The organism is Pararobbsia silviterrae (assembly GCF_003628125.1).
In the GTDB taxonomy this organism is placed as follows: domain Bacteria; phylum Pseudomonadota; class Gammaproteobacteria; order Burkholderiales; family Burkholderiaceae; genus Pararobbsia; species Pararobbsia silviterrae.
The window spans coordinates 25,073-50,025 of record NZ_RBZU01000012.1; the positions used below are offsets into that span (position 1 = coordinate 25,073).

The 24,953-nt window shown below is 64.5% G+C and carries 19 protein-coding genes and 1 pseudogene; 11 read left to right on the forward strand and 9 right to left on the reverse strand.

The genetic code is table 11. From position 1 onward, the window contains the following. The 4 genes from D7S86_RS22210 to D7S86_RS22225 all read right to left on the reverse strand — a co-directional run bounded on the left by D7S86_RS22210 (window position 1) and on the right by D7S86_RS22225 (window position 6,805). Window positions 1-861 (reverse strand): ABC transporter permease, encoded by an 861-nt coding sequence (locus D7S86_RS22210; protein ID WP_121089742.1) that lies wholly within the window; start codon window positions 859-861, stop codon window positions 1-3. Between the two features lie 150 nt (window positions 862-1,011). Continuing rightward, window positions 1,012-2,343, reverse strand: a complete 1,332-nt coding sequence (locus tag D7S86_RS22215) for an ABC transporter substrate-binding protein (RefSeq protein ID WP_121089456.1) — start codon at window positions 2,341-2,343, stop codon at window positions 1,012-1,014. A 146-nt stretch (window positions 2,344-2,489) separates the two neighbouring features. Further along, entirely contained in the window at window positions 2,490-3,368 is an 879-nt protein-coding gene (locus D7S86_RS22220; protein WP_121089458.1) for a response regulator transcription factor, read from the reverse strand. After that, window positions 3,362-6,805 (reverse strand): hybrid sensor histidine kinase/response regulator, encoded by a 3,444-nt coding sequence (locus tag D7S86_RS22225; protein WP_240648346.1) that lies wholly within the window; start codon window positions 6,803-6,805, stop codon window positions 3,362-3,364. Before D7S86_RS22225 ends, D7S86_RS22220 begins: the two co-directional genes overlap by 7 nt. A gap of 793 nt (window positions 6,806-7,598) precedes the next feature. On the opposite strand from D7S86_RS22225, the gene D7S86_RS22235 reads away from it, so the two are divergent. From D7S86_RS22235 to D7S86_RS22255, 5 genes are all read left to right on the forward strand, one after another. After that, window positions 7,599-8,375, forward strand: coding sequence for an SDR family NAD(P)-dependent oxidoreductase (locus tag D7S86_RS22235; protein ID WP_121089462.1), 777 nt, complete (start codon window positions 7,599-7,601; stop codon window positions 8,373-8,375). 105 nt (window positions 8,376-8,480) lie between these two features. Next, window positions 8,481-9,797 carry an MFS transporter gene (locus D7S86_RS22240; protein ID WP_121089465.1) on the forward strand — a complete coding sequence of 439 codons (1,317 nt, stop codon included), beginning with the start codon at window positions 8,481-8,483 and terminating at the stop codon, window positions 9,795-9,797. A gap of 127 nt (window positions 9,798-9,924) precedes the next feature. After that, window positions 9,925-10,743, forward strand: a complete 819-nt coding sequence (locus D7S86_RS22245; RefSeq protein ID WP_121089467.1) for an SDR family NAD(P)-dependent oxidoreductase — start codon at window positions 9,925-9,927, stop codon at window positions 10,741-10,743. Between the two features lie 92 nt (window positions 10,744-10,835). Continuing rightward, the gene (locus tag D7S86_RS22250) at window positions 10,836-11,444 is read left to right on the forward strand and encodes a glutathione S-transferase family protein (protein WP_121089469.1); all 609 of its coding nucleotides are present in this window, start codon (window positions 10,836-10,838) and stop codon (window positions 11,442-11,444) included. 230 nt (window positions 11,445-11,674) lie between these two features. Then, window positions 11,675-12,457 (forward strand): IclR family transcriptional regulator, encoded by a 783-nt coding sequence (locus D7S86_RS22255; protein ID WP_121089471.1) that lies wholly within the window; start codon window positions 11,675-11,677, stop codon window positions 12,455-12,457. Between the two features lie 21 nt (window positions 12,458-12,478). On the opposite strand, the gene D7S86_RS22260 is transcribed toward D7S86_RS22255, so the two are convergent. Further along, on the reverse strand, window positions 12,479-13,108 hold the full coding sequence (locus tag D7S86_RS22260) for an OmpW/AlkL family protein (RefSeq protein ID WP_121089474.1): 630 nt from the start codon (window positions 13,106-13,108) through the stop codon (window positions 12,479-12,481). 240 nt (window positions 13,109-13,348) lie between these two features. Between D7S86_RS22260 and D7S86_RS22265 the strand changes: the two genes are divergently transcribed. Further along, window positions 13,349-13,807 (forward strand): universal stress protein, encoded by a 459-nt coding sequence (locus tag D7S86_RS22265; RefSeq protein ID WP_121089476.1) that lies wholly within the window; start codon window positions 13,349-13,351, stop codon window positions 13,805-13,807. 171 nt (window positions 13,808-13,978) lie between these two features. On the opposite strand, the gene D7S86_RS22270 is transcribed toward D7S86_RS22265, so the two are convergent. Continuing rightward, window positions 13,979-15,049, reverse strand: coding sequence for a fatty acid desaturase (locus D7S86_RS22270; protein ID WP_121089746.1), 1,071 nt, complete (start codon window positions 15,047-15,049; stop codon window positions 13,979-13,981). 659 nt (window positions 15,050-15,708) lie between these two features. On the opposite strand from D7S86_RS22270, the gene D7S86_RS22275 reads away from it, so the two are divergent. The 4 genes from D7S86_RS22275 (at window position 15,709) to bluB (ending at window position 20,023) form a co-directional block, all read left to right on the forward strand. Then, window positions 15,709-16,305, forward strand: coding sequence for a hypothetical protein (locus D7S86_RS22275; RefSeq protein ID WP_121089478.1), 597 nt, complete (start codon window positions 15,709-15,711; stop codon window positions 16,303-16,305). 233 nt (window positions 16,306-16,538) lie between these two features. Further along, entirely contained in the window at window positions 16,539-17,870 is a 1,332-nt protein-coding gene (locus D7S86_RS22280; RefSeq protein ID WP_121089480.1) for a TAXI family TRAP transporter solute-binding subunit, read from the forward strand. Between the two features lie 172 nt (window positions 17,871-18,042). After that, window positions 18,043-19,023: a quinone oxidoreductase family protein gene (locus D7S86_RS22285; RefSeq protein WP_121089482.1), complete on the forward strand. Its 981-nt coding sequence runs from the start codon at window positions 18,043-18,045 to the stop codon at window positions 19,021-19,023. A 319-nt stretch (window positions 19,024-19,342) separates the two neighbouring features. Next, a complete protein-coding gene (gene bluB / locus D7S86_RS22290; RefSeq protein ID WP_121089484.1) occupies window positions 19,343-20,023 on the forward strand; it encodes a 5,6-dimethylbenzimidazole synthase in 681 nt (226 codons plus the stop codon). On the opposite strand, the gene D7S86_RS22295 is transcribed toward bluB, so the two are convergent. The 3 genes and pseudogenes from D7S86_RS22295 to D7S86_RS22305 form a co-directional block, all read right to left on the reverse strand. Next, window positions 20,014-20,289, reverse strand: coding sequence for a DUF4148 domain-containing protein (locus tag D7S86_RS22295; RefSeq protein WP_121089486.1), 276 nt, complete (start codon window positions 20,287-20,289; stop codon window positions 20,014-20,016). The genes bluB and D7S86_RS22295 overlap by 10 nt on opposite strands. Before the next feature lie 234 nt (window positions 20,290-20,523). Further along, window positions 20,524-21,579, reverse strand: a complete 1,056-nt coding sequence (locus tag D7S86_RS22300) for an aldose epimerase family protein (protein WP_121089488.1) — start codon at window positions 21,577-21,579, stop codon at window positions 20,524-20,526. Window positions 21,580-21,938: 359 nt separating this feature from the next. Next, a pseudogene (locus D7S86_RS22305) lies at window positions 21,939-23,114 on the reverse strand (XylR family transcriptional regulator); the annotation flags it as partial. Window positions 23,115-23,355: 241 nt separating this feature from the next. Between D7S86_RS22305 and xylB the strand changes: the two are divergent. Further along, window positions 23,356-24,828, forward strand: a complete 1,473-nt coding sequence (xylB, locus tag D7S86_RS22310; protein WP_121089492.1) for a xylulokinase — start codon at window positions 23,356-23,358, stop codon at window positions 24,826-24,828. Window positions 24,829-24,953: the final 125 nt, after the last annotated feature.

A 24,953-nucleotide genomic window follows, 5' to 3' on the forward strand; every position in this document is an offset into this window, starting at 1 on the left:
TTAACCCTGCTTGACGAGTTCTTTGCGGACATCGACCACGCGCATCAGCGCGGCGATCGCCACCGTGATCACGATCATCAACACGACCGAGCTGGCCGCCGCATGCGGGAACAGCAAGGTGGAGACGTCGTCGTAGATGGCCGACACCACGGACGCGCGGGAGCCGCCGCTCATCACCTTGACGACATAGAAGTCGCCCATCACGAGCGTGACGACGAAAATCGAACCGAGCGCGATGCCGGATCGCGTGAGCGGCAGCACGACGAGCCACAGCGTCTTGAAGCGGCTCGCGCCGGCGTCGACCGCCGCTTCCAGCAAGCTCTTGTCGATGCGGCTCATCGAATTGAATACCGGCACGATCATGAAAATGGTGAACAGGTGGATGTAGGACACGACCACGGCGAACTGCGAAAACAACAAAAACCGGAGCGGCGCGTGGATCAAACCGAGCGTCATCAGCGTCTCGTTGATCACGCCTGACTCGCCGAGCATCGGCAGCCACGAGATCATGCGAATCACGTTGGAGGTCCAGAACGGCACCGTGCAGACGAGGAACAGGCCGATGGCAAGCAGCCGGTTGCGCACATGAAAGACGAGAAAGTACGCGACAAAAAATCCGATCACCGCCGTACCGAGCCATGTGATGGCCGAGAGCAGGATGACTTGCGCGTAGAGATCGAAGGTCAGCCGCGAGGTCAATACGCTCGCGTAGTTTTCGAGCGTGAACGTCGGGATGACTCGGAACTGGTCGTATCGAAACACGCTGACGACGACCACGAACACGAGCGGCGCCGCGACGAAGAGCAGCAGCACCAGCAGGAACGGCGAGAGCTGCAGATAGGATCGAGTGCTAGGTGACATGTAGATCGTCTTGCGTGTGATAGTCCGCAACGCGCCCGACATCGAGGGCGTCGCGGCGCGATTCAGGATGGGCGTCACGATGCGAACGCCAGCCATCGCGAACGATGACCGGCAAGCGCAAGCTGTCATCCGCGGCGATCGCGGACCGGGTCAGGCGGCCTTGAACTCGTTCCAGCGCTGGATCATGTATTGGTTCTCGTCCATCACCGTGTTCCAGCAGGCGATGTTCGAGAAGCGCTGGGCCAGCGAGCCGCCGTCGCGCACGGTGCCCGGCTTGGCGATCGGCGTGCCGAACGAATCGTTGATGGTTTCGGCGGCCGGCTTGCCGAGATACCAGTAGTCGTATTCGTTGGGTGTCATCTGCGATTGCGCGCTCGTCGGCACCGGGCTGTAGTAGCCGTGACGCGCGACATAAGCGCCTTGCCAGCCCGAGTAGTACCAGTTCAGATACTCATAGGCGGCTTCGAGACGCTTGCCGCTCAGATGCTTCATCAGGCCCATGCCGTTGCACCAGCCGCGATAGCCTTCCTTGCCGTTGGGCTTGATCGCCACCGGCGCGTACGTGCACGGGATGCCCTTGGCGAGCACCGCGGTGACGGCCGGCGACCACATCGACTGGATCGTGACTTCTCCGCTCGCCATCAGTTCGACGGATTGTTCGAACGTGCTCCACGTTGCGCGGAAATGCCCTTCCTTTTTGAGCTTGATCAGCGCGTTGATGGTCGTATCGATTTCGGCGCGGGTCATATTGCCCTTGTTGCCGTAGACAAGGTCGCCGCGCGATTCGAGCGCCTGGGCCGCATCCATGATGCCGATGTTCGGAATATCGAGGATGGCGGCCTTGCCGCGGTACTGCGGATCGATGAGGTCCTTCCACTCGGTGACGACGTGATCGATCTTGTCGGTGCGATAGCCGATCGAGTCGGCGTTGAACACCTGCGGCAAGAAGGTCAGATAGCGCTGCTGGCCGTCCACGATCTTCGTCGCAGACGCGCTGTCGGTGTACATGACCTCGTACGGCGAGATCCCTTGCCGCGAAATCTTGCGACCTTCGTACACGCCGGTCTTGAACAGCGGGAGGATGTCGTTGAATTTGCTGATTCGGTTCGAGTCGATGCCCTGCAGGATGCCGCGGGCCATCGCAACCTTGACTTGCCAGCCTTCCATGTCGGGGATGTCGACGCTTTGCGGTTGCGTGACAAAGCGCGTGATGGCGGCCGACGTGTCGAGGTTCTGCATCTGGATCTTGAAACCGAGGTCCTTCGACGCCTGCTCGCCGATCTCGCGCTGCACGGCGTACGACACGCCGATATGCCGCAACGTGATGTCCTTGAAGTCCTGCTTCCAGATCTGCGGGAACCCATCGATCGGCTTGCCGGCGAGGGCGACGCCCGCCGCTGCCGCTGCCACCTTCAAGACATTCCGGCGCGACGTGTCGACCGGCGGCGTGACGTTTTCCTGTTTCTGCGCTTCGTCTTTCATTCTCGTTTCCCAACGGGGTTGGCGGGGGCCCGCAATGTCGAGCCGTGTGGTCGTGGCTCATTCGTTGGAAACGATTGTGTGAAGACGAAATTGACGGGCATATACGTCGAATCGCGGAGGAATCCGCAGCTTCGCGCAACGCTGCGTTAGCGTCCGAGGGCGATCGATGCCGCGGCGGTGCGTGTCTCCACGCCGAGCTTGGCGAAGATATGTTCGAGGTGTTTGTCGACGGTGCGCGGACTCATGCCGATGATGTCGGCGATGTCGCGATTGGTCTTCCCATACGCGATCCAATACAGCACGTCCGCCTCGCGTCCGGTCAACGCGAAGTTCGCTTGCAGCACAGCCGGATCGGGCACGGTGCTCTGCAGGCTGACGAGCAAGGTAATGCCGCGCGCGTCGCCGACGAGTCGTCTGAAGATCAGGTTCGTCTTCGCCGTGCGTACCTTTAATGACTGCGCCTCGCTCAGCGTCAGGCACGCCTGGAAAGCGTCGAGCAAGCACCCGTCCGACTCGATATGCGGACTGAGCCATGTTTGCGCGGCAGGCGTCTGCCAGGACACGACGCGGTCTTCGTTGACCGTGATCACGGCGCGTCCGACCGCATCGAGCGCGAGCTGGATCTGTTCCATGTCACGCGCGCGCTTGAGGTGCGATGCAATGCGCGCGAGCACCTCGTGCGGCTTGATCGGCTTGGTCACGTAATCGACGCCGCCGACCTCGAAGCCGCGCAGGATGTGCTGGGTCTCCTGCAGTCCGGTCATGAATATCACCGGAATATGCTGGGTTTCCGCCGCGCTTTTGAACGCCCGGCAGGTCTCGAAACCGTCGATGCCGGGCATCAGCGCGTCGAGCAGGATCAGGTCGGGCGGCAGCCGGCCGGCGCGCTCCAAAGCGAGTTCGCCGCCGGTCGCGATCAGCACCGTATAGTCGGCGCCGATCAGTGCGTCGTGCAGCATCGCGAGATTTTCGGGGACGTCGTCCACGATCAGGACGACACCGGCACTCTGAGGCGATCCTAGCATCGCACGTCTCGTTCGTTGATGGCGCGGTTGAAGGACTCGAGATCGAAACGCATGACATGGGTGCGCAATGGCGTGGTAAAGCCCGCATAGCGCGCGCCCAGGCGGTCGACTTCGTCGAGTTTTTCGAGGATGCCGCGCACGTAGCCAAGCGCCCCCAACTCTCGCAGCGACACGATGAATTCGAGCGGTGGCGGATTGGCGGGCTCGTCGTCGAGCGGGGCGGCCGGCGCGTCCGCTTTGATCCAGTCGAGCCGAAGCTTGAGCCCGATGCGGGCGACCAGCTCGGCTACGCGGATCGGCTTGAAGATGAAGTCGTCGGCGCCGATGCCCGCGCTGTTCTCGCGGCCGCGGTCGAAGGCCTCGGCCGATACGATCAGAATCGGCGCGGACGAGATCCCGTTCGCGCGGAGCAGCCGGCTCGCTTCCCAGCCATCGAGGTCCGGCATATTGACGTCCATCAGAATCAGGTGCGGCGCGAATTCGCTGGCCACGCGCAGCGCTTCGAGTCCCGAGTGGGCCTGCGCGAGTTCGAATCCGAGCGGGCCGAGCAGGTGGATCAGCAATTCGCGATCGATCAGCTTGTCCTCGACGATCAGGATGCGGCGCCGCTCGCCCGCGTAGCCGGTCACGTGAACGCCGTTGCGCGCCATGACCGGTTGACGCGTGATTTCGGTCGTCGGCAGGAACAGGCGCAGCTTGAAGCACGAGCCGACGCCCACGGTGCTTTCCACTTTGAGCTCGCCGCCCATCATGTCGGTCAGCATGCGCGAAATCGCGAGGCCCAGCCCGGTGCCCTCCGCACCGTCGAAACGCTGCTCGGCGCCGCGCACGAAGGGCAAAAAAATGCGGCTCAGATCCGCTTCGGAAATGCCGGGGCCGGTGTCCTCGACCTCGAACTGCGCGACACCGTGCCGGTACGATATGCGCCACGTGACCGCACCGCTCGACGTGAATTTGACGGCGTTGCCCAGCACATTGATCAGGATCTGGCCGACGCGCTTGCGATCGCATCGCACCGCGCCGGGCAACGACGACTGGACGTCGCAGATGAACTCGATGCGTTTGACTTCGGCCTGCAGACGGAAGATGTCGGCGATCTCGGTCATGAACTCGCGGAACGGAACGGCCTCGGGTGACAGCGTGAAGCGACCGGATTCGATGCGCGCGATGTCGAGCAACCCGTCGATCAGCGAGACGACGTGGTCGCCGCTATGGCGGATCACGCCGAGCGCGCGTTGCACGCGTTGAGGCACGGACGGGTCGTGGTTCAGCAATTGCGCATAGCCGAGAATGCTGTTCAACGGCGTGCGCAACTCGTGACTGACCGACGCGATAAAGCGGCTTTTGGCAATATTCGCGCGTTCGGCGGCCAGCTTCGCGCGTTGCAGTTCGACGTCCGTCACGCGGTGCGCGTCGATTTCCTCGAGCAGCAGGTGAGCCTGGAGCGACGACTCGTCTTGCGCGACCGCGCGGCTGTCGGCGATCAAGGTCATGCAGCACACGCCGATGGCCGTCGCGAGCAGCATCAATACGACGCAGACCTTGATCGCGATGAGCGACGCATGCACGCGATCGGCCGAGATCATCGCTTTGATCACGGTCTCGTGGTGCACGACGAATGCGAGGATGCCGCCCGCGACGATCGACATGGCGAGTATCAGCAGCAGATAGTGTGCCGGGCGATTCGTCAGCATCGACGGTAGCTTCGGCAGACATTGCCGCACGAGGCTCTTGAGTTGGTAGTCGAGGCGTGCGTGCGGCTTGCAGTAGTCGCCGCAGCGCGCATCGAGCGAGCAGCACAACGAGCATATCGGGCGGCCGTAGGCCGGACAGGCCGACATGTCCTCGGGTTCGTACTGCTTCTCGCAGATGCAGCAGAGCGTACTGCCAAGGTAGGCGCCCGCGCGCGAACCGTCGCCGCATGAGGCCGGCGAGACGGCCGCCGCCGCGTCGCGCGCGAGATAGAACTTGCCGCCGGTGATCCACGCGATCAAGGGCGAGAACACGAACGCGGCGGCGAAGGCCAGTTCGGCGCAGAAGGCCTGCAGCAGCGGTCCGAGCCATCCTGCGTAGGCGCACAGACCGACCACGGCGCCGATCGTCATCGAGCCGAAGCCGACCGGGTTGACGTCGTAGAGGTGCGAGCGCTTGAATTCGATGCCGGGCGGGCTATAGCCGGCGGGCTTGTTGATGACCAGATCGGCCACGATCGCGCCGATCCACGCGAACGCGATGCTCGAGTAAAAACTCAGGACGCGTTCGAGCGCGTCGAAGATACCGACATTGATCAGCGCGACGGCGATCATCACGTTGAAGACGAGCCACACCACGCGCCCGGGATGCGCATGCGTGGTTCGGGAAAAAAAATTGGACCACGCGAGCGAGCCCGCGTAGGCGTTGGTCACATTGATCTTGATTTGGCAGATGACGACAAAGGCGATGGTGACGCCAAGCGCGATCGCGGGCGAGTCGAATACCTGCGAGAAGCCGGTGAGGTACATGCCGGTCGGCTTGACCGCGCTCGCATGGCTGGCGCCGAGGCGAATGGCGAAATAAAACAGGACCGCGCCGCCCAACATCTTGAGCCCGCCGAGCACGATCCAGCCGGGGCCGGCGCTGAGCACGGCGCTCCACCAACGCCACGTGTTGCGGTGTGTGCGCTCAGGCATGAAACGCAGGAAATCGACCTGCTCGCCGATCTGCGCCACGGTGGAGCCGACGATGGTCGCCGCGGCGCCGAAGCGTAACAGGTCGAATTTCGCATCGGGCACGCCGACGCCCGGAAACGCGGTGAAACCTTGCAACGCGTCGGGCTGCTTCCAGAAGATATACGCGTAAGGCAGCACGAGCAGCGTCAGCCAGACCGCCTGGGTCCACGCTTGCAGGCGATTGATCATCGTGATGCCGTAGGTGACCAGCGGCACGACGATCATCGAGCACAGAAAATAGCCGACCCAAAGCGGCATGCCCACGGCAAGCTGCAAGGAAAAGGCCATGATGGCCGCTTCAAGCGCAAAGAAAATAAACGTGAACGACGCATAGATCAGCGACGTCATGGTCGAGCCGAGATAGCCGAAGCCGGCGCCGCGCGTCAGCAGGTCGATGTCGACGCCATGCTTCGCCGCGTAGATCGCGATCGGCGCGGAGCATGCAAAGATCAAGGCGCCGATGATCAAAACGGCCCATAACGCATTGAGAAAACCGTAATCGCGCATCAGCATGCCGCCGATCGCCTCGAGCGCCAGGAATGAAATGGCCCCGATCGCCGTGTTGGCGACGCGAAACTCGCTCCATTTGCGGAAGGCGCGCGGCGTGAAGCGCAGCGCGTAGTCCTCCATCGTCTCGTCGGCCACCCAACTGTTGTACTCGCGGCGAATCAACACGATGCGTTGCGTGGGAGCGAGCGTCTCGGGGCGTACGGGAGGGGGCGCGCTCAAGATGCGAGTCGCTGAGATGGCAAAGCGCGCGCGGATCGTTCGACGCTGGGTCGCGGCGAGGGGCGCAGCGAGATCAGGCCCGGAAAATACGGTGTGCTTTGCATGACGAGATATCAATCGGGTAAATTGCGCTCGCAGTCACGCGCGTGATGGCTAGCTTACGGTGTCAAAAAATTTGCTATGGCAATAAATAAATTGAAGTCGTGAGGATGTCCTGCGTGACGATTTCCCCGACGAAATGCACGCTTACGTAACGCGAAAAATTACGGGAGCGGGCCATTCGTGCGATATGCGCGCGGTCACGCGGAGAACGCTATCCGAACGGATATCGCGACGATATACGCTGTTCCACGTACCGGCGTCCGCGGTCGTGAGCGGGCCGCAGTCTAGGCACGGTCAGCCCGCTAAGACGTCGGCGCGTCGCGCGCGTTCGGCAGACATCGGCCGGCCGATGTGTAGCGTTCTTTGATACGGTTCGTTGCCGGCGCATCCCGCGATCGCGGCTTGCGGTGCCGACGGCAACCCGTCGTGTTCCTGTTGCGCGTGCAAGGGCTTGTACGCCGGAATCGAGCTGCGCACGAAAACCGTTGTTAGCCAGCAAGGACGAATGGCGGCACTCGTGACGCCATTCCGCGCCGCAGCATGACCGTGTTTGCACGTGTCAACCATCGATCCTCCTCCAAAAAACCTTCCCCCGCTTCGACCCGACCTAGGGTTTCGGAGTATTGACTCGCCGATTCACTGATTTACGCTATGCGTAATTGATTACGCAAAACGAATCGGTGACATCGAAATGAGCGAGACGCAGGTGCAAAACGGGCAGCAGACAGAGGTAAACGGATCGAAACCGATCGCGGCGGTGACCGGCGCGGGCGGCGGCATCGGCGCGGCGATCGCGCGCCGGCTCGCGGCCGACGGCTATCACGTCTGCGTGATCGACATCGCCCAGGAAGCCGCCGACGCGGTCGCCGAAGGCATTCGCGCGAACGGTGGGTCGGCTCACAGCGCGGTCGTCGATCTGCGCGATGAAGACAGCGTCGCGCAACTCGTCGCGGGCCTCCCGCGGCTCGACGCCGTCGTCAATAATGCCGGCATCTTCGACGAACGTGCGTTCATCAACCTCACAGCGGAAGACTTCCGCCGTCATTACGAACTGAACCTGATCGCCGTGTTCCGCCTCTCGCGCCACGCGTCGATGCGGTTGCCGCAGGGCGGGAAGATCGTCAACATCGCCTCGCGCGCCTACCTCGGCGCGAAGAACCATGCGCACTACGTCGCGGCCAAGGCGGCCGTCGTCGGCCTCACGCGCGCGATGGCGCTCGAACTGATGCCGCAGGGCATCCTCGTCAACGCGATCGCGCCGGGGCTCGTCGATACCCCGATGCTCAAGGCGCTGACGCCCGAACGCCGCGCGGCCCAGCTCGCGCTGCAGCCGACGGGCCGCGCCGCGCGTCCCGAAGACATCGCCAATGCAGTCGCGTTTTTTGCTTCACCGCAGATGGATTTCGTCACCGGCCAGATTCTGATGGTCGACGGCGGCAAATCGCTGGGCGGCGCGACCGGCATCTAAGTCCGGAAGATCGACGTCCGGCGCACACGCTATTTCAGACGGTCCGCCCGATAGAGGCGCACGGTTGGCACACCGAAAAGGCCGGTATCTCAAGGAGACATCAACATGCAGGCATTTGAAGAAGCAGCGGTCCTTCGCAAGACCGCATGGCGGATCATTCCGCTTATGTTCGTGCTGTACATCGTGAGCTTCATCGATCGCACGAACGTTGGCTTCGCGGCACTCACGATGAACAAGGCCATCGGCCTGACGCCGGCCATGTACGGCCTCGGCGCCGGCATTTTCTTCATCGGCATGTGCCCGTTCGAAGTGCCGAGCAACCTCATGATGGTGCGCTTCGGCGCACGCGTCTGGCTGACCCGCATCATGATCGTCTGGGGCGTCGTGACGCTCGCGACCTCGATGGTCTCGGGCCCGCACAGCTTCTACGCGATGCGCTTCCTGCTCGGCATCAGCGAAGCCGGCTTCTTCCCCGGCGTGCTGTTCTATCTGACCTTCTGGTTCCCGCGCGAGCAGCGCACGCGCATCATCGCGCGCTTCATGATCTCGCTGCCGATCGCCGCGGCCATCGGCGGTCCGGTTTCGTCGTACATCCTGCAGGCCTTCGACGGCGTGCTCGGCCTGCCGGGCTGGCGCTGGATCTTTATCGTCGAAGGGATTCCCGCGGTGCTCTTCGGCTTCATCACGTATCGCGTGCTGCTCGATCGCCCGGCCGACGCGAAGTGGCTCGAACCCGCCGAACGCACGTGGCTTCAGCAAACGATCGACAAGGAACTCAGCGAAGATCAGGCGCATAGCGCCACCGCCGTGCTCGCGACGCTGCTCGACTGGCGCACGCTGGTCATCACGTTCACGGGCATCTGCTTCGTGATCGGGTTCTACGGCGCGGGCTTCTGGCTGCCGCAGATCATCAAGACGTTCCATGTGACGACGCTGCAGGTCGGCCTGCTGAGCGCGCTGCCGAACGCGCTCGGCGCGATCGCGATGCTCGTCTGGGCGCGCCGCTGCCGTCGCCGTCCGATGCGTCTGAGCGACGTGATCATCCCGCAACTCGTCGCGGCGATCGCATTCGTCGTGGCGGGCTTCTGCCTCGACACGCCCGTGATCGCGATGACCGCGTTCTGCGTTGCGATGATCGGTCTCTATGCGTCGATGCCCCCGTACTGGACGTTGCCGACGATGTTCTTCAGCGGCACGGCCGCGGCCGCCGCGCTTGCGTTCGTCAATGCTGTTTCGAATCTCGGCGGTTTCTTCGGCCCCGCGATCATCGGCTTCCTCACGCAAAGCACGGGCAGCTTCAAGATCGCGGTCGCCACGCTCGGCGTCTTCGTGTTCATCGGACTCGTCGCGCTGATTGCACTGACGCCGGCCTATACACATCGACGCGCTGCGGCCGCACGCAATGCGTCGGCACTCGCCTGAGTCTTCGGCGCGTTTGAATACGTCTATAAGGCGCGCGACGCGGCATCCGATGCGGTACGCCGCCGTGGATGCCGCACGACGCGCAGTCGTAACGCGCGCCCGCTCGTACGGCTGAACTGGAGCATGCATGAATCTGCAGTCCCCCTCGAAAGACCTGCCCGCGCAACGTGTCGCGTTGATCACGGGCGCGGCAAGCGGCATCGGCGCATCGGTCTGTACGTATCTCGCGTCGATCGGCGTGCATATTGCGGCGGCCGATCAGAACGTCGCGGGCCTCGAAGCCTTGCGCGCCCAACTGAATCCGAATGTCCGGTTCCTCGGCGAATCGCTCGATGTCCGCGACGAAGCCGCCCAGCACGCATTTGTCGACCGCGTCGAGCGCGAGCTCGGTCCGATCACGGACGTCGTGCCGTGCGCGGGCCTCGCGCGCAGCGCGCCCGCCGAAGAAATGACGATCGAACAATGGGATCTCGTGCTCGGCGTCAATCTGACGGGCACGTTCCTCACGTGCAAGGCCGCGGCGCGCGCGATGTTGCCGCGCGGTCGCGGCAACATCGTCTGCATCGCATCGATCACGGCGAAAGGCGGTCAGCCCGGCCGAGCAAACTATGCGGCGTCGAAGTGGGGCCTCATGGGCCTCGTCAAGAGTCTCGCGACCGAGTGGGGGCGCCACGGCATCCGCGTGAATGCGGTCGCGCCCAACGGCGTCGACACGCCGATGCTCAGCATCGGCGTGCCCGAGCATTTCCGTGACGGCGTGATGCTCGACCGCACGCCGCTCGGCCGATTTGCACGGCCCGAGGAAATCGCGCAGACAATTGGCTTTCTGCTCTCGGACACGGCCTCGTATGTGACGGGGAGTATCCTCGAAGTCGACGGCGGTCTGACGAGCGGATTCCTCACGCATCGCCACGGCGCGGACTATGCATTGCATGGCCGGTCGTGATACACGGGGCAGCGACATGCCCGCCGTCACGCGTCGCTCCGACGCCATGCCGACACCACCACGCGCTCGACGCGCTCCCTGAAGGATCCGATATGAAGGTTTATTACTCGCCGTTTTCTCCGTTCGTGCGCAAGGTGCTCGTGAGCGCCGCCGAGCTCGGCTTTGAAGTCGAACGCCTCGATTCCGCGGCGCATCCGATCGCGCGCGATCCGAAGATCATTTCGACGAACCCGCTCGGCCAGGTGCCGACTTTCTTCGCCGACGACGGCACCGAGCTGTACGACAGCCGCGTGGTCTGCGAATACCTCGATGTGCAGGCTGGCGGCAACAAGCTGATTCCGGCCGCGGGCCCCGCGCGTTGGCAACGTCTGGTCGAGCAGTCGGTCGCCGACGGCCTGCTCGACGCGGCGCTGCTCATGCGCTACGAGCAGGTGATCCGTCCCGACGGTCTGCGCTTCGAGCCCTGGCAGCGCGGCCAGCACGAGAAGGTCGTGTCGGTGCTCGACCGGCTTGAAGCCTGGGCCCCGACGTTCGGCGATCGTGTCGATATCGGCACGATCTCGATCGCATGCGGGCTCGCCTACCTCGATTTGCGTTTCCCGGAAGAGCCGTGGCGCACGCGGCCGGGCCTCGCCGAGTTCTACGCGCGCTTCAGCGAGCGCGAGTCGATGATCAGCACGTCGCATCCCGTGCCCGCTTGAAGCGTGCGATGAGGGTCGCCGTCTCAGGATTGGCACGCCTAAGGCGTGCCGCGTCGGGACCACGCGTCCCGATGCCGCCGCAATAGCGTGAAACGCGCGGGACCGCCGGCATCGATCGTTGACATACGTCGAAACTGAGGCCGGCGGCGTCTTCCTTGCGGAACGGCCCGCGCATCGCGTACCTTCTCGTCTGATCCTTGATTCCTGACTTCGAGCCGCCTCGCGCCACCATGACCAGCAGCACACGAACGAACAGCAAACAGCGCGTGCAGTCCGCCGAGACGGGCGCGGAAGTGCTCAAGGCGCTCGCCAAACTCGGGCCGTCCGCGTCGCTGTCGCGTATCAGCGAATACACCGATATGGCGGCCGCGAAGGTGCATCGGTATCTGCAGGCCATGATCGCGAGCGGTCTCGCGGCGCAGGACAAGCAGACAGGCCGTTATCAACTCGGCCCCGAAGCCGTCACGATTGGCCTTGCCGCGCTGGCGAACATCGACGTCGTCGGCAACGTCTCGGACATGCTGCCCGAATTGCGCGACGAGATTCATCACACGTGCTTTCTCGCGGTCTGGGGCAACCATGGCCCGACCATCGTGCGCGTCGTCGAGAACGTCGGGCAGGTGACGATCCTCACGCGCGTCGGCGCGATCATGCCGCTGCTGACTTCAGCGACCGGCTTGCTGTTCGCCGCTTTTTTGCCGCCGAGCGAGCGCGATCCGATCGCGCGGACCGAGCCTCAGGCCCTGCAGGACCAACTTCACGATCCGAAGTCTGAACTGTCCATGCGACTCGAACGGATCCGGCTCGACCGGCGCTCGGCGATCCAGGGCCTGATGGTGCCCGGGATCGGCGCGATGGCCGTGCCGATCTTCGACGCGCGCATGGACGTCGCGGCCGTGGTCACCGTCATGGGTCCCGAAGCCGTGTTCGACGTGAGCCCGGACGGTCCGATCGCGACATCGTTGTCGAACTTCGGCCGCGCGGCGAGCGTGCGGCTCGGCGCGCCGTCCTGACGCGTCGCCCATTCTCCCGCCTTAGAACTTCCGTCCGATACCGAAGCCGACGATCCACGGATCGATCCGGAGTCGGCCCAGATCCGTGTCGCCGAGCGATGCGTCGGTGTGAATCCAGATCTTCTTGACGTCGAGGTTCACGAACCACTTGTCCGAGATCGCGTAATCGACACCGGCCTGCAGCGCGGGGCCGAAGCTGTGATTCGTGATGTCGACGCCCTGCCCGGCAACCGACAGGCTGTTGTGATAGAACAGCGTGTAATTGATCCCGGCGCCGACGTACGGACGAATGCGTCCCGCATCGTTGAAGTGATACTGGAGCGTGAGCGTCGGCGGCAGCACGCTGACCTTGCCGAGGTTCCCGAGATCCGACGTCAGGTCGTGCCGGCTCGTCGCGAGAATGAGTTCGGCGCCGATCGCGTCGGTGAACATGTACGTGAAGTCGAGTTCGGGGACGGCGCTCGTGCTGACGTCCGAGTGAATGCTCGACAACGTATCGTTCGACGAGACATCGGGGTCGACGACGATGCCGCGCAATCGCACGAGCACGTCGCCTTGCGCGGCATGCGCGGCAGGTGACGCGAGCAACGCGAAAGCGGGCACCGCGAGCGCGGCAAGCAAGCTGCGGATCTTGTTCGAGGCGAGTTTCATGATTGTTCTGGTTTCTCAGCATGCTCGCGATGACGCCGCTGGCTACCCCAGCCAGCATCGGATGCGTCGCGAGCGAAACCAGATTAGGGTTTGCCCTGTGCACGCTTGTTGATCCAAATCATGCGCGGCGAATTCGCTGCCTACCACGCGCGGAATTGATCCGGATCAACGCACAGTTCGAGCACAGCGCGATCATCGAATCCAATCCTTTTTTTGCGACGTCAGTTTGGAGACTGCGACATGTACAAGAAGATACTGGTGCCGATGGACGGCAGCGATCCATCGCGCCGCGCGCTGCTCGAGGCGCTGAGCCTCGCGGGTCTAACGCACGGTACGGTGCGCGTGATCTATGTCGTCGATGAGCCTGCGTTGTTCGCGATGTCGGGCTACTTCGATCCGACGGCAGTCCGGCAGGCGATCGAGGACGACGCGAACACCGTGACGGCCGCCGCGCGCGAGACGATGCGCACGAGCGGCGTGACGGGCGATACGCAGATCATCGAATCGGACAACATCGGCGAGGACGTCGCGACGAGTATCGAAACCGCCGCGACGGCATACGGCGCGGACCTCGTCGTCATGGGCACGCATGGCCGGCGCGGCGTGCGGCGCATGGTCATCGGCAGCGTCGCCGAGCGCTTCTTGCGGGTCTCGACGTGTCCCGTGCTGTTGATTCGCGCGGACGACGCGAATAGCTGAGCGAGGCGTGCGCCGTCGGGCGTTATCGATCGGCTCGGATGTCGATCGTGATGCGCACGCAGCGTCGTTTCGCGCATGTTTCGCCCTTGCGGCGGCCCGCCTGCGCGAGCCGCTTCGATTCAGTCGCGCAAGCCGGTTCGATTGAATCCGGACTCGCCCCGGCGATGCACGTCAAGCGTGACGTTCGACCGGCACGCGACCCTTGAAATCGGTCCAGATGCGCCGCTCGAAATCGTAGAGCTTGCAGTGACGGACCGTATCCCAGTACCACCGCCATGAAAACCGCTGAATGATGATGCGGCCGGGCAGCATCTGCTCGAGCCGCTTCTGGGCTTCGCGAAGCCGATAGAGCGGAATGCTCATGTCCACGTGATGCGCCGTGTGCTCCATGATGTGGTGAAGCAGGCTCCCGATCCCGTAGGGGAACGTCAGGTGGACCGTCGTCGATACGAACGGCTGCGAGCGCGCCCATTCCTCGCGTGACGTGTACCACGACACGTCGCGATGCGTGTGATGCACGTAGACGACGAAGCCCATCATCGTGCACCAGAACAGGAACGGCACGACGAAGCCGAGCCCGACGAGCAGGGCGGCCGACTGATGCGTCGTATGCGCGAGCGCGACAAGCGCGGCGATCCATACCGCGCCATAGGCACAGACCAGCAGTCCGTCGAGGACGAAGATCCGGCGGCGCGTCGGCATTTCACGGCGATTCGGGAACAGCATCTTGCGCCACCACATCTCGTAGAGGTAGTAGAGGCCCGAGCCGAAGCCGCAGCGATAGAGGCGTTCAAGCAGACGCCGATGCGCGGGCAGCGCGTCGTACTCGGCCTGCGTGAGCGGCGCCCAGACGAAGTCGGTGCCCTTGAGGTTCGTGAACCCGTGATGGACGACGTTGTGACCGACGTCCCAGAGGCTATACGGCGTGAGCGACGGCAGAAACGTGATGCGCCCGATCCATTTGTTGAGCCGCCGATGCACGGTCAGGCTCTGATGGCAGGCGTCGTGTCCGATGATGAACAGGCGCCCGGTCACGAAGCCCGCGCTTAGCGCGCAGGCCAGTTTTGCGAGGACGCTCTGGAACACGACGACACCCGCAAGCAGTACGAAGAGCAGGACGTAGTCGAACAGCGCGAGCGCGAGTGCGTGCGATGTCGAGCGGATGTTGAGCGGGATCAGCCACGACCGGATGATTTTTCGGTGCGGCAGGGGTTCGTCGATCGAGAGCGGTGTCAGGTTCATGGGCACCATGGATAGCGAGCGGAGAGGGCTGTGCCGATCGTCTTCGAGCGTGCCCGGACGACGATGTCGAAGGGTTCGCCGCGTCGCCGAGCGAGACCTGGACGCGCGCGGCGTGTCGATGCCGCAGGGCGCGCCGCGCACGACCTGTGTCGCGCGTCGTGCTTCGCAGACCGTCGCCGGCGCGCGTGTCTTGGCTCGGACGAATCGGACAGCCTGTCCCCGCGATGAGGGAGCGGCCATTGTCCGTGCGGCCTCGTGCAGGGGTGTTGATCGACATCAACGAACCCGGCACCTGCGTGGCCGGCGCGGTCGCGCAGGCGGCCAGACGCGCGAAATCGTCACGATCGGCGTTCTGCGGGTAGGATCGCGTCTCGGCGTCTCGGCGTCTCGGCGTCTCGGCGTTCCGGCGCGGTGGCGTGGTGGCGCGGCGGTCGGAATTCGCAGCTCGATGGCTCGACCGAACGCGATACGTCGGCGACGTCGCGCGGCATTCGGCCCCATTTCAACGCGGTCCCGGGGGCGCGTAGGGCCCCGGGGCGCGGCGCGCAGAGTCGGCGCGTCGCTCAAGTTTCGAGCTTTCGGGTCGTAATCCAGAGATATCCAATGGTGTGCGGGAGCAGGGTTTGAAAATTTTGGGATGGTTGCCTCTCGCGGCTGGCATGGCCAGCGCGCTTTACCTGGCGGGCTGCTCGACGAGCACGCCGCCGCGCGCCGCGGTCCAACCGGTCGTCGCCGCGGCGATGCAGTCGCCCGCGACGGTCGCGCGACCGGGCGTCCAGGAACAGGTGTTGGCCGAGGCCAATGACGGCTACGTCCTCGCGGCGCAAGATCAAGACATCGTCTACGTCGACGGCAGCACGTACATCTGGACAACGGGGCCGGACGGACACCGGCATCGGCATCTCTATGGTCACGGCGATCTGCGCCGGGAGATCGTGCAGCGCCGCGACAACCTGCGCGCGGCCAACGCGACGCGTCTGCCCAATCCTGCCGTTGTCGGGGCAAAGCGGGCGCCCGCGCCGGTTCCGAAGGGCACGTTCCAGCGCGCCCAGCAGATCAGCAACGCGCAAGCGCAGGCGCGTGCGCAAGCGGCAGGTCAGACGCAGCTTCACGCGAATTTCGCGGCGCCCGCGAACGGCCAGCATGCGACGACGCCGCATCCGAACGCGACGCGTCCGCTGACCAATGCCGCGGCCGCCGGCTTGCATCCGGTCCAGGCGTCGACCGCGACCCAGCAGACGCATACGGCCGAGTAGGCCGGGACATTCACGCAGGCCGCGCGGCCGATCGACGGGTGGTCCGCACCGGCCGTTTGCCGAATACGGCGTACGTGTGGGCTTTCGGCATACGGGCCTCCCGCATACGGGCTCCCGGCGTACGGCCTTCCGTCGCGTCCGCCGCATCTGTCGTGGGTATCTGAGAGAATGCCGTCCGGGCGCGGCGTGCGTCGCCCGCCCGCGCCCGTGCTCACTTGCCGACGAGACGAACCATGAAACACAACGACACGCAGGGCGCGCATGCGCACTGGCGCGACTATGCGGTTTCGGCGGGTCCGCTGATCGCCTTCGTGCTGATCGCGGTCGCCTTGTTCGTCTGGCTCGTCGATCCCGCTCCGCCCTCGACGCTGACGATCAGCGCCGGGCCGCGCGACAGCTCGTTCATGGCCTACGCGAACCAGTATCGCGAGATCCTGGCTCGAAATCGGATCCGGCTCGTCGTGCTGCCGTCGGAAGGGTCGCTCGAAAATCTGCATCGCTTGCTCGACCCGAATCAGAAGGTCGATCTCGCGCTCGTTGCGGGCGGCGTCGGCAATGGGCTCGATACGTCGTCGCTGATGTCGCTCGGCAATATGTTCTATTCGCCGATCATCGTCGCGTACCGCGGGCCGGCGGCGACGCGTCTGTCGGCGCTCGAAGGCAAACGTGTCGCGATCGGGCGTCCGGGCAGCGGCACGCGCGTGACCGCGCTCGATCTGCTCAAGTCGAGCGGCATCGAGCCCGGCGGCTCGACCGAATTGCTGCCGCTCGACGGCGACGCGGCCGTGCAGGCGATGCTCGACGGCACGATCGACGCGGCGATCCTCAATAGCGACTCCGCGACGCGTCCGGCGATGCTGCGTCTGTGGCATCACCCCGGCATCTCGGTCATGGATTTCGAGCAGGTCGAATCCTATACGCGACTGTTTCCGTATCTGAGCGAAGTCGATCTGACGCCGGGTGTGCTCGATCTCGGGCGCGACGAACCCGATCACACGATCCATCTGATCAGCCCGACGGTTCAGCTCGTCGCGCGACAGACCCTGCATCCGGCGCTGTCGGACCTGCTCGTCGAGGCTGCGCAGGAAGTGCACGGCACGGCGGGGATCCTCCAGCATGCGGGCGAGTTTCCGAACGCGACCGTGCACGATTACCGGATCAGCAGCGACGCGGTGCGCTATTACAAGTCGGGCAAGGGCTTTCTGTACGGTGAATTGCCGTTTTGGCTCGCGAGCGTCGTCGATCGCATGCTCGTGTTTCTGGTGCCCGTGATCGTGCTGCTGTTCCCCGCATTCAGGCTGGTTCCGGCGATTTACCGCTGGCGTGTGCGTTCGCGGATCTATCGCTGGTATGGGTCGCTGATCGCCATCGAGCGTCGCGCTTACGACAACGCGACCGAAACCCAACGCGCGCAATTGCTGCACGAGCTCGACGATATCGAGGGCGCGATCAATCGGATGAAGATGCCGCTCGCGCACGCGGATGCGTTCTACGTGCTGCGCGAGCACGTGAATTTCGTGCGACGTCGGCTCGGCGAAGGCGTGCAGCACGCTGTGTCGGCCTAGCGGGCCGCGGGTTGCCGCCGCCTGTCGCTGTCGCTGTGTTTATCGCTGTCGTTGTCGTTCGCTTCGGTGGCGCGTCTCGGTCTCGCGCCTCTGTGCTTTGTCCCTGCGATCGTGTCGGCATTGTGAATGTCCGTATCATCGAGTCCTCGATCGGACACCCACGGAGACAGGCATGACACAGGCGTTGGCGGTACAACTCACCGAATTCGGCGGACCTGAGGTCATGAAACGCGTGTCGTTCGAGTTGCCGCCGCCGGGGTCGGGCGACGTGCAGATCCGGCAGACCGCGATCGGTTTCAATTATCTCGACGTCTATCAGCGCACGGGCCGCTATCCGTTGCCGACCCCGACGGGCCTCGGTCATGAGGCTGCGGGCGTCGTCGAGGCCGTCGGACCCGATGTCGGCGATCTGCGCGTCGGCGATCGCGTCGTCTATATGAACGCCGGCATCGGCGCATATGCGGACCGGCGCAATGTGCCGGCCGCGAAGCTCGTCAAACTGCCCGACGGGATGGCCGACGATGTCGCGGCGGCGCTGTTCTTCAAGGCGATGACCGCGCAGTACCTCGTCAAGACGACCTATCGCGTTCGCGCGGGCGACATCGTCGTCGTGCATGCCGCGGCGGGCGGCGTCGGCCAGATTCTGAGCGCTTGGGCCAAGGCGCTCGGCGCGACCGTGATCGGCACGGCGGGCTCGCCCGCCAAGTGCGAGATCGCGCGCGCCGCGGGTTGCGATATCGCGATCGACTATTCGACGCCCGACTGGGTCGCGCGCGTGATCGACGCGAGCGGCGGAAAAAAGGCGCACGTCGTCTACGATTCGGTGGGCCGCTCGACGTTCGACGGATCGCTCGATATCGCCGCGCCGTTCGGATATGTCGTCGTATACGGCGCGGCGTCGGGACCGATTCCGCCGTTCGACATCGATCTTCTGAATCGCAAGGGATGCCTGTTCCTGACGCGGCCGTCGGTTTTTCCGCATAACGCGACCGTCGATCTGTTGCGCGCCAACGCGCGTGACGTGTTCGATGCCTACGAAAAGGGCCTGATTCGCGCGCAGATCGGCGCGCGATTCGGCCTGCAGGACATCGAACGCGCACATATCGCGGCCGAGTCGCGTTCGACGACGGGAGCGATCGTCATTACGCCGTGAGCTGTGACGGCGCGCATTGCGCCGGCATCGGGGCCTCGACGTGCCGCGCGGTAAGCGGATGCGAGGGTCGCCGCGGCCCGGTTTCCACGACCCTTTAAGCACGCTCGCGCGCTACATGCGGGGTTGTCTGCATTGCGCGCGGCATCGAGGTTTGACTACATTGACCGCGAGACACGCCGAGGTTTAAAGGTTCGCGGGGCCGCGCGCGGATCGTGGAGACGTCGTGCTCGCGTGCGTCGCGGCTTCGATGTACGATCGCGGCCCGCGATCCCTGCGGCCATACGGCTGCGTCGAGCGTCCAACCTCAAGAGCCGGAACCATGAACCGCTTTACCGACCCCGAAATCGACGCCGTCTATCGCGCGATCTATGAGCGGCGCGACATGCGCCATTTCGTGCCGGGTCCGGTCGATGCGCAGACGCTCGATCGCCTGATCCGCGCCGCGCATCATGCGCCGAGCGTCGGGTATATGCAGCCGTGGCGGATCATGCGGATCACCGACGCGTCGATCCGCGCCGCCTTGCATGCGCTCGTCGACGCCGAGCGCATCCGGACCGCCAAGGCGCTTGGCGAACGCGAAGACGCGTTCATGAAGCTCAAGGTCGAAGGGATCCGCGAATGCGGCGAGGTCCTTGTCGTCGCATTGATGGACGGGCGCGACAAGTATGTGTTCGGACGCCGCACGCTGCCCGAGATGGACATCGCATCGGTCGCGTGCGCGATCCAGAACATGTGGCTTGCCGCGCGTGCCGAAGGGCTCGGCATGGGATGGGTGTCGCTGTTCGATACGGACGCGGTCCGCGATCTGCTGTGCATGCCCGCGGATGCGCGGCCGCTTGCGATTCTCTGTCTCGGCCACGTGGATGCGTTCTACGACAAGCCGATGCTCGAAGCCGAAGGCTGGGACACGCGCCGCGCACTCGACGTCTGTGTGTTCGAGAATACGTGGCCGGCTTCGGCTTCGGCTTCGACATCGACATCTCCCGCGACTCACCCTTGAGTGTTCTGCGCCGGCGTGCCGGTGGCCCAGCGTTGCGGCTCGGCCGACTTGCCGAACTGAGCTTGATAAAGCGCCTTGTTTTGCGCGATTTCCTGCGCGGTCGGCGGATATTGCGTATCGGTGCTCGGAATCATGCCTTCGCGTTGCGCGTTGACGAGATCGGCGCGGACCTGTGCGCGCGTGAGACCCGAGGTCGTGTCGGCGAACGCGCTGCCTGCGAGCGTGGCAAGGGCGACGGAAACGGCGGCGATGGCAAGCTTCTTCATGATGACGGACTCCTGAACGAGTTGGGGGCTGGCCTCGGCGCCGCGCGTGCTTCGCGTTGCGTCTGACCATGGATGCATGATGCGATCCGGCCTCCGACTTCGTGCTGACATCACCGTGACAAAAAAGTCATCGTCGTCGTGCGCGCATCGGCATGCGTCAGGACGAAAAAAAGCGGCGCATGCGTGCCGCCAGGACATGACGGAACGCATGCGCCGCGTGTGCGCGCCGATCGATCAGCCGTCGCTGCGCAGTCCGACCCGATATTGCGTCGTCTGGCGATAGGTCTGGCCCGGACGAAAGATCGCGGGCTCGGGATGCGCGCTATTGACCTCGTTCGGATAGCCGCCGGTCTCGAGGCAGAAGCCCGCATGCTTGTGATAGACCGCACCGTCCTTGCCGCGCACGCCTTCGAGATGATTGCCCGAATAGAACTGCATGCCGCGCTCGGTCGTCACGACGTCCATTTCGCGGCCGCTCGCGGGGTCGTAGACGTTGGCGACATGGCGCAGCGTGCCGACTTCGCCCGACAGCACATAGCAATGATCGAATCCTTGCGCGCGCGTGAGTTGCGCATGCGGCCAGCCGAGCCGCGCGCCGATCGGCGCGGGCGCGCGGAAATCGAATGCGCTGCCCGTGACTTCGGCGACGCCGATCGGAATCAGCGCGTCGTCGACTTCGAGGAACTGGTCGGCCGCGATCGACAGCATGTGGCCGCGGATATCGAGGTCGCGGCCGCTGAGATTGAAGTACGCGTGATTGGTCAGATTCAGCGGCGTCGGCGCGTCGGTGACGCCGCGATAGTCGATCGTCAGCGTGCCGTCGTCGTCGAGCGTATAGAGCACGTCGACCTCGACGGCGCCCGGGAAGCCCGCGTCGCCCTCGGGCGATTCGTAACGCAGCCGCAGGCCGCCGTTTTCAGGCTCGACTTCCCAGATGCCGCGATCGAAACCCGTCGAGCCGCCGTGGAGCAGATTCTCGCCCTCGTTGCGATCGAGCGTGTACTCGATGCCGTCGAGCGTGAAGCGCGCGCCCGCGATCCGGTTGGCCCAGCGGCCGATCAGCGCGCCCATGAATGCGCGCGTATTCCAGTAGTCCGAGGGCGTGTCGTGCCCCAGCAGAATGTCGTCGAGGCGTCCCGACCGGTCGGGTGCGTGCCAGCTCAGCAACGCGCCGCCGAAATCGGAAACGGAGATCTTCATGTCCTGAGCGTTGCGCAGGGTAAAGCGTCGTACCGTATCGCCGGCCGGCAGGGTGCCCCAGACTTCGGATGCAATGGTGTTCGTGCGCATGCTCGAATAGTGATAAATCAGGCCCGGTATTGGGCAGTCGTCTTAGTCAAGCTCGCAAGTGTAGTCGTCGCTTGCGAGGAACGGTGAACCGTCGTGTCATCGGTGTTGCGTGCAGACGATTCGGAAACAGCCGCGGCGGGGCGGCCCCGCGCCGGGGTTTTGACACCGGCGCCGGCGGTCAGGCTCGCGACCGCATTGGCGAGCGCGCCGGACGTCACGCCGGATGCCGCGCCCGGTCCGGGTTGCGTGCCGCCGGGCCCCGCGAGCGTGGAACCCGTCGGCCCTGAACCTATCGGCCCCGATCCCGCCGCGCTCGTGCCCGGCTTGCCGGGCGCGACGGCGTCGCCGCCCTCGGCCTGCGCGCGCAGGCGCTCCTGGAACTCCTTCGGCGTGCAGTCGAGTTCGCGTCGGAATACCGCGTACATGTACTGCACGGACGTGAATCCGCAGCGGATCGCGACCTCGGCGTTCGAGACCTCGTTCTTCGCGAGCAAGGCCTGCGCGTGCTCGAGTTTGTGCCGCAGGATTTCCTGGTGCACGGTGCGTCCGAGTTCGCGCCGGAAATGCTCTTCGAGCGACGAACGCGAGACGCCGACGTAATCGGCGACCTGCTCGGTCTTGATGCCCTGACACGCGTACTGGCGGATAAAGTGCCGCGCACGCATGACATAGGGGCTCGCGAGCGGCTGATGATCGGTCGATTCGAGCACGTTGATGCCGACCGGCGGCACGCGGATCACGGTGCCCGGAAAGCGCGCGCCGAGCAGCATCCGATGCAGCAGGTGCGCGGCCGTGCGGCCCATTTCCTCGGCGCCCTGGATCACCGACGTGATCGGAATGCGCGTCAGCGTGCGCGTGAGCGGATCGTTGTCGATGCCGACGATCGCGACCTGCTCGGGCACCGGAATGTTCGCCTGCATGCAGGCCTGCAACAGCTGGCGCGCGCGCGCATCCGTGACGGCGATGACGCCGACGGGCTTGGGCAGGCCCGCGAGCCAGGTCTGCAGCCGCTCGATCGCTTCGTGCCAGCCGAGCGCCGTGGTCGACAGGCCGCGGTAGATCTCGCCTTCGAGGCCGTCGGCCGCGAGCAGCTTGCGAAACGCGTGCTCGCGCTCCTGCGCCCAGCGGTTGTTCGGGTTCTCGGGCAGGCTGTACAACGCGAAGCGCGGCAGGCCGGCGCCGATCAGATGATCGTAGGCAAGCTGGACGACTTTCGCGTTATCCGTGGCGATATAGGGGACTTTCTCGGGATAGAAGGTCGTGTCTTCGTACGACGACCCGATTGCAACGACGGGCAAATCGCAATGCGAGAGCGTTTCGGCGACGGCCGGATCGTCGAAGTCGGCAATGATGCCGTCGCCGTCCCAATGCTCGATGCCATTGAGTCGCGCGCGAAAATCTTCTTCGAGAAACAAATCCCATGCGACGCGTGTGGAGAGCAGGTAATTGCCGATACCCGTGATGATCTCGCGGTCGTAGATTTTGTTCGCGTTGAAGAGCAATGCGATTCGGTGGGTTGTCTGCGCTTTCTTCATCACTGATCGCGGCATGCCGGATAAGGCGCGGCACGCCGTTTGTCTCCGTTCAATGCAGGGTGTATCGGGTTAATACCTAGAAAATGCACCCTGCTTTTTATTAGAAGCCATTGTAAAAGCTCGCGCGCGATGACGCGTTGCGAAATGATAAAACGCCACCCAGAGTGGCCGATTTCGTAATTGCTCCGAACCGCGGCCGCTGGCAGCATAAACCGCCATTTATCACGGGATATTGCGTCATATGTTTATCGGTATCGATCTGGGCACCTCCGGTGTGAAAGCCGTGCTGCTCGACCGCGACGGACAAGTCCGCGCGACGGCCACCGCACCCCTGACTGTACAGCGTCCGCACGATCGCTGGTCCGAGCAGGCGCCGCAGGCCTGGTGGGATGCGTTCTCGAGCGCGCTCGACGCGACGCTTGCGGCGGGACGCCAGGCGGGGATCGATCCGAAGTCGGTCGAAGCGATCGGGCTCGCGGGCCAGATGCACGGCGCCACGCTGCTCGACGCGAACGGCGACGTGCTGCGCCCCGCGATCCTCTGGAACGACGGCCGCTGTGACGTCGAGTGTACCGAACTCGAAGCGGCCGAGCCGAGTTTGCGCGCGGTCACGGGTAATCTCGCGCTGCCGGGCTTCACGGCGCCGAAGCTCGCCTGGGTACGCAAGCACGAGCCCGAGGTGTTTGCCCGTATTGCGAAAGTGTTGCTGCCCAAGGACTATCTGCGCTACCGGATGACCGGGATCTTCGCGAGCGATATGTCCGATTCGGCAGGTACGTTGTGGCTCGACGTCGCGCGGCGCGAATGGAGTCCCAAGCTGCTCGCGGCATGCGGTCTCACGGTCGACCATATGCCCGCGCTCTACGAAGGCAATCAGGTTGCGGGCGTGTTGAGCCCCGAGATCGCGAAGCGCTTCGGCCTCAATGAAATTCCGGTCGCGGCCGGCGGCGGCGATAACGCGGCGGGCGCGATCGGCGTCGGCATCGCGAAGGCGGGCCAGGCGATGTTGTCGCTCGGCACGTCGGGCGTTTATTTCGCGGTGTCCGACGGTTTTGTCGCGAATCCGCTCAAGGCCGTGCACAGTTTCTGCCATGCGTTGCCGAATACCTGGCACCTGATGTCGGTCATGCTCAACGCGGCGGGCTGCGCCGACTTCACGGCGCGCGTCGCGGGTTATCCCGATGTCGGCGCGTTTTTCGCGGACGTCGAAGCGAACGGCGCGGGCAGCGGTGCGCCGCCCGTCTGGTTCCTGCCGTATCTGAGCGGCGAGCGCACGCCGCACAACAACACGCGCGCGAAGGGGGTGTTCTTCGGTCTGACGCCGGACACGCAACGCATCGATCTCGCGGTCGCGACGCTCGAAGGCGTGAGCTTCGCGCTGCAGGACGGCATCGATGTGCTCCACGAAGTGCTCAAGCCGACCGAGATCGCCGTGATCGGCGGCGGCTCGCGCAGCGCGTTCTGGACGCAGATGCTCGCGGACATTTCGGGTATGCCGCTGACGTTGCGCGCGGGCGGCGAAGTCGGCCCCGCGCTCGGCGCCGCGCGTCTCGCGCATCTGGCCGTCGATCCGCAGGCGTCGCTCGACGCGGTCTGCCCGCAGCCGCCCGTGGTCGCGGTGCGTGAACCCGATCTGAAGCGGCATGCGTACTACCGTGACGAACGTCGTCCGACGTTCGCGAAGCTTTACAAGGCGCTCGAACCGGTGTTCTGAGCGTCGCGCAGTGAGGCAGTAAAGCAGGGGAAGTCAGCAGTATCCAAACCATGCGCAATGTGCGACAACATCACGCGCCGTTGCGACAACAAGCATAAGAAGTCCAGTCATTACCCTTACCGTCT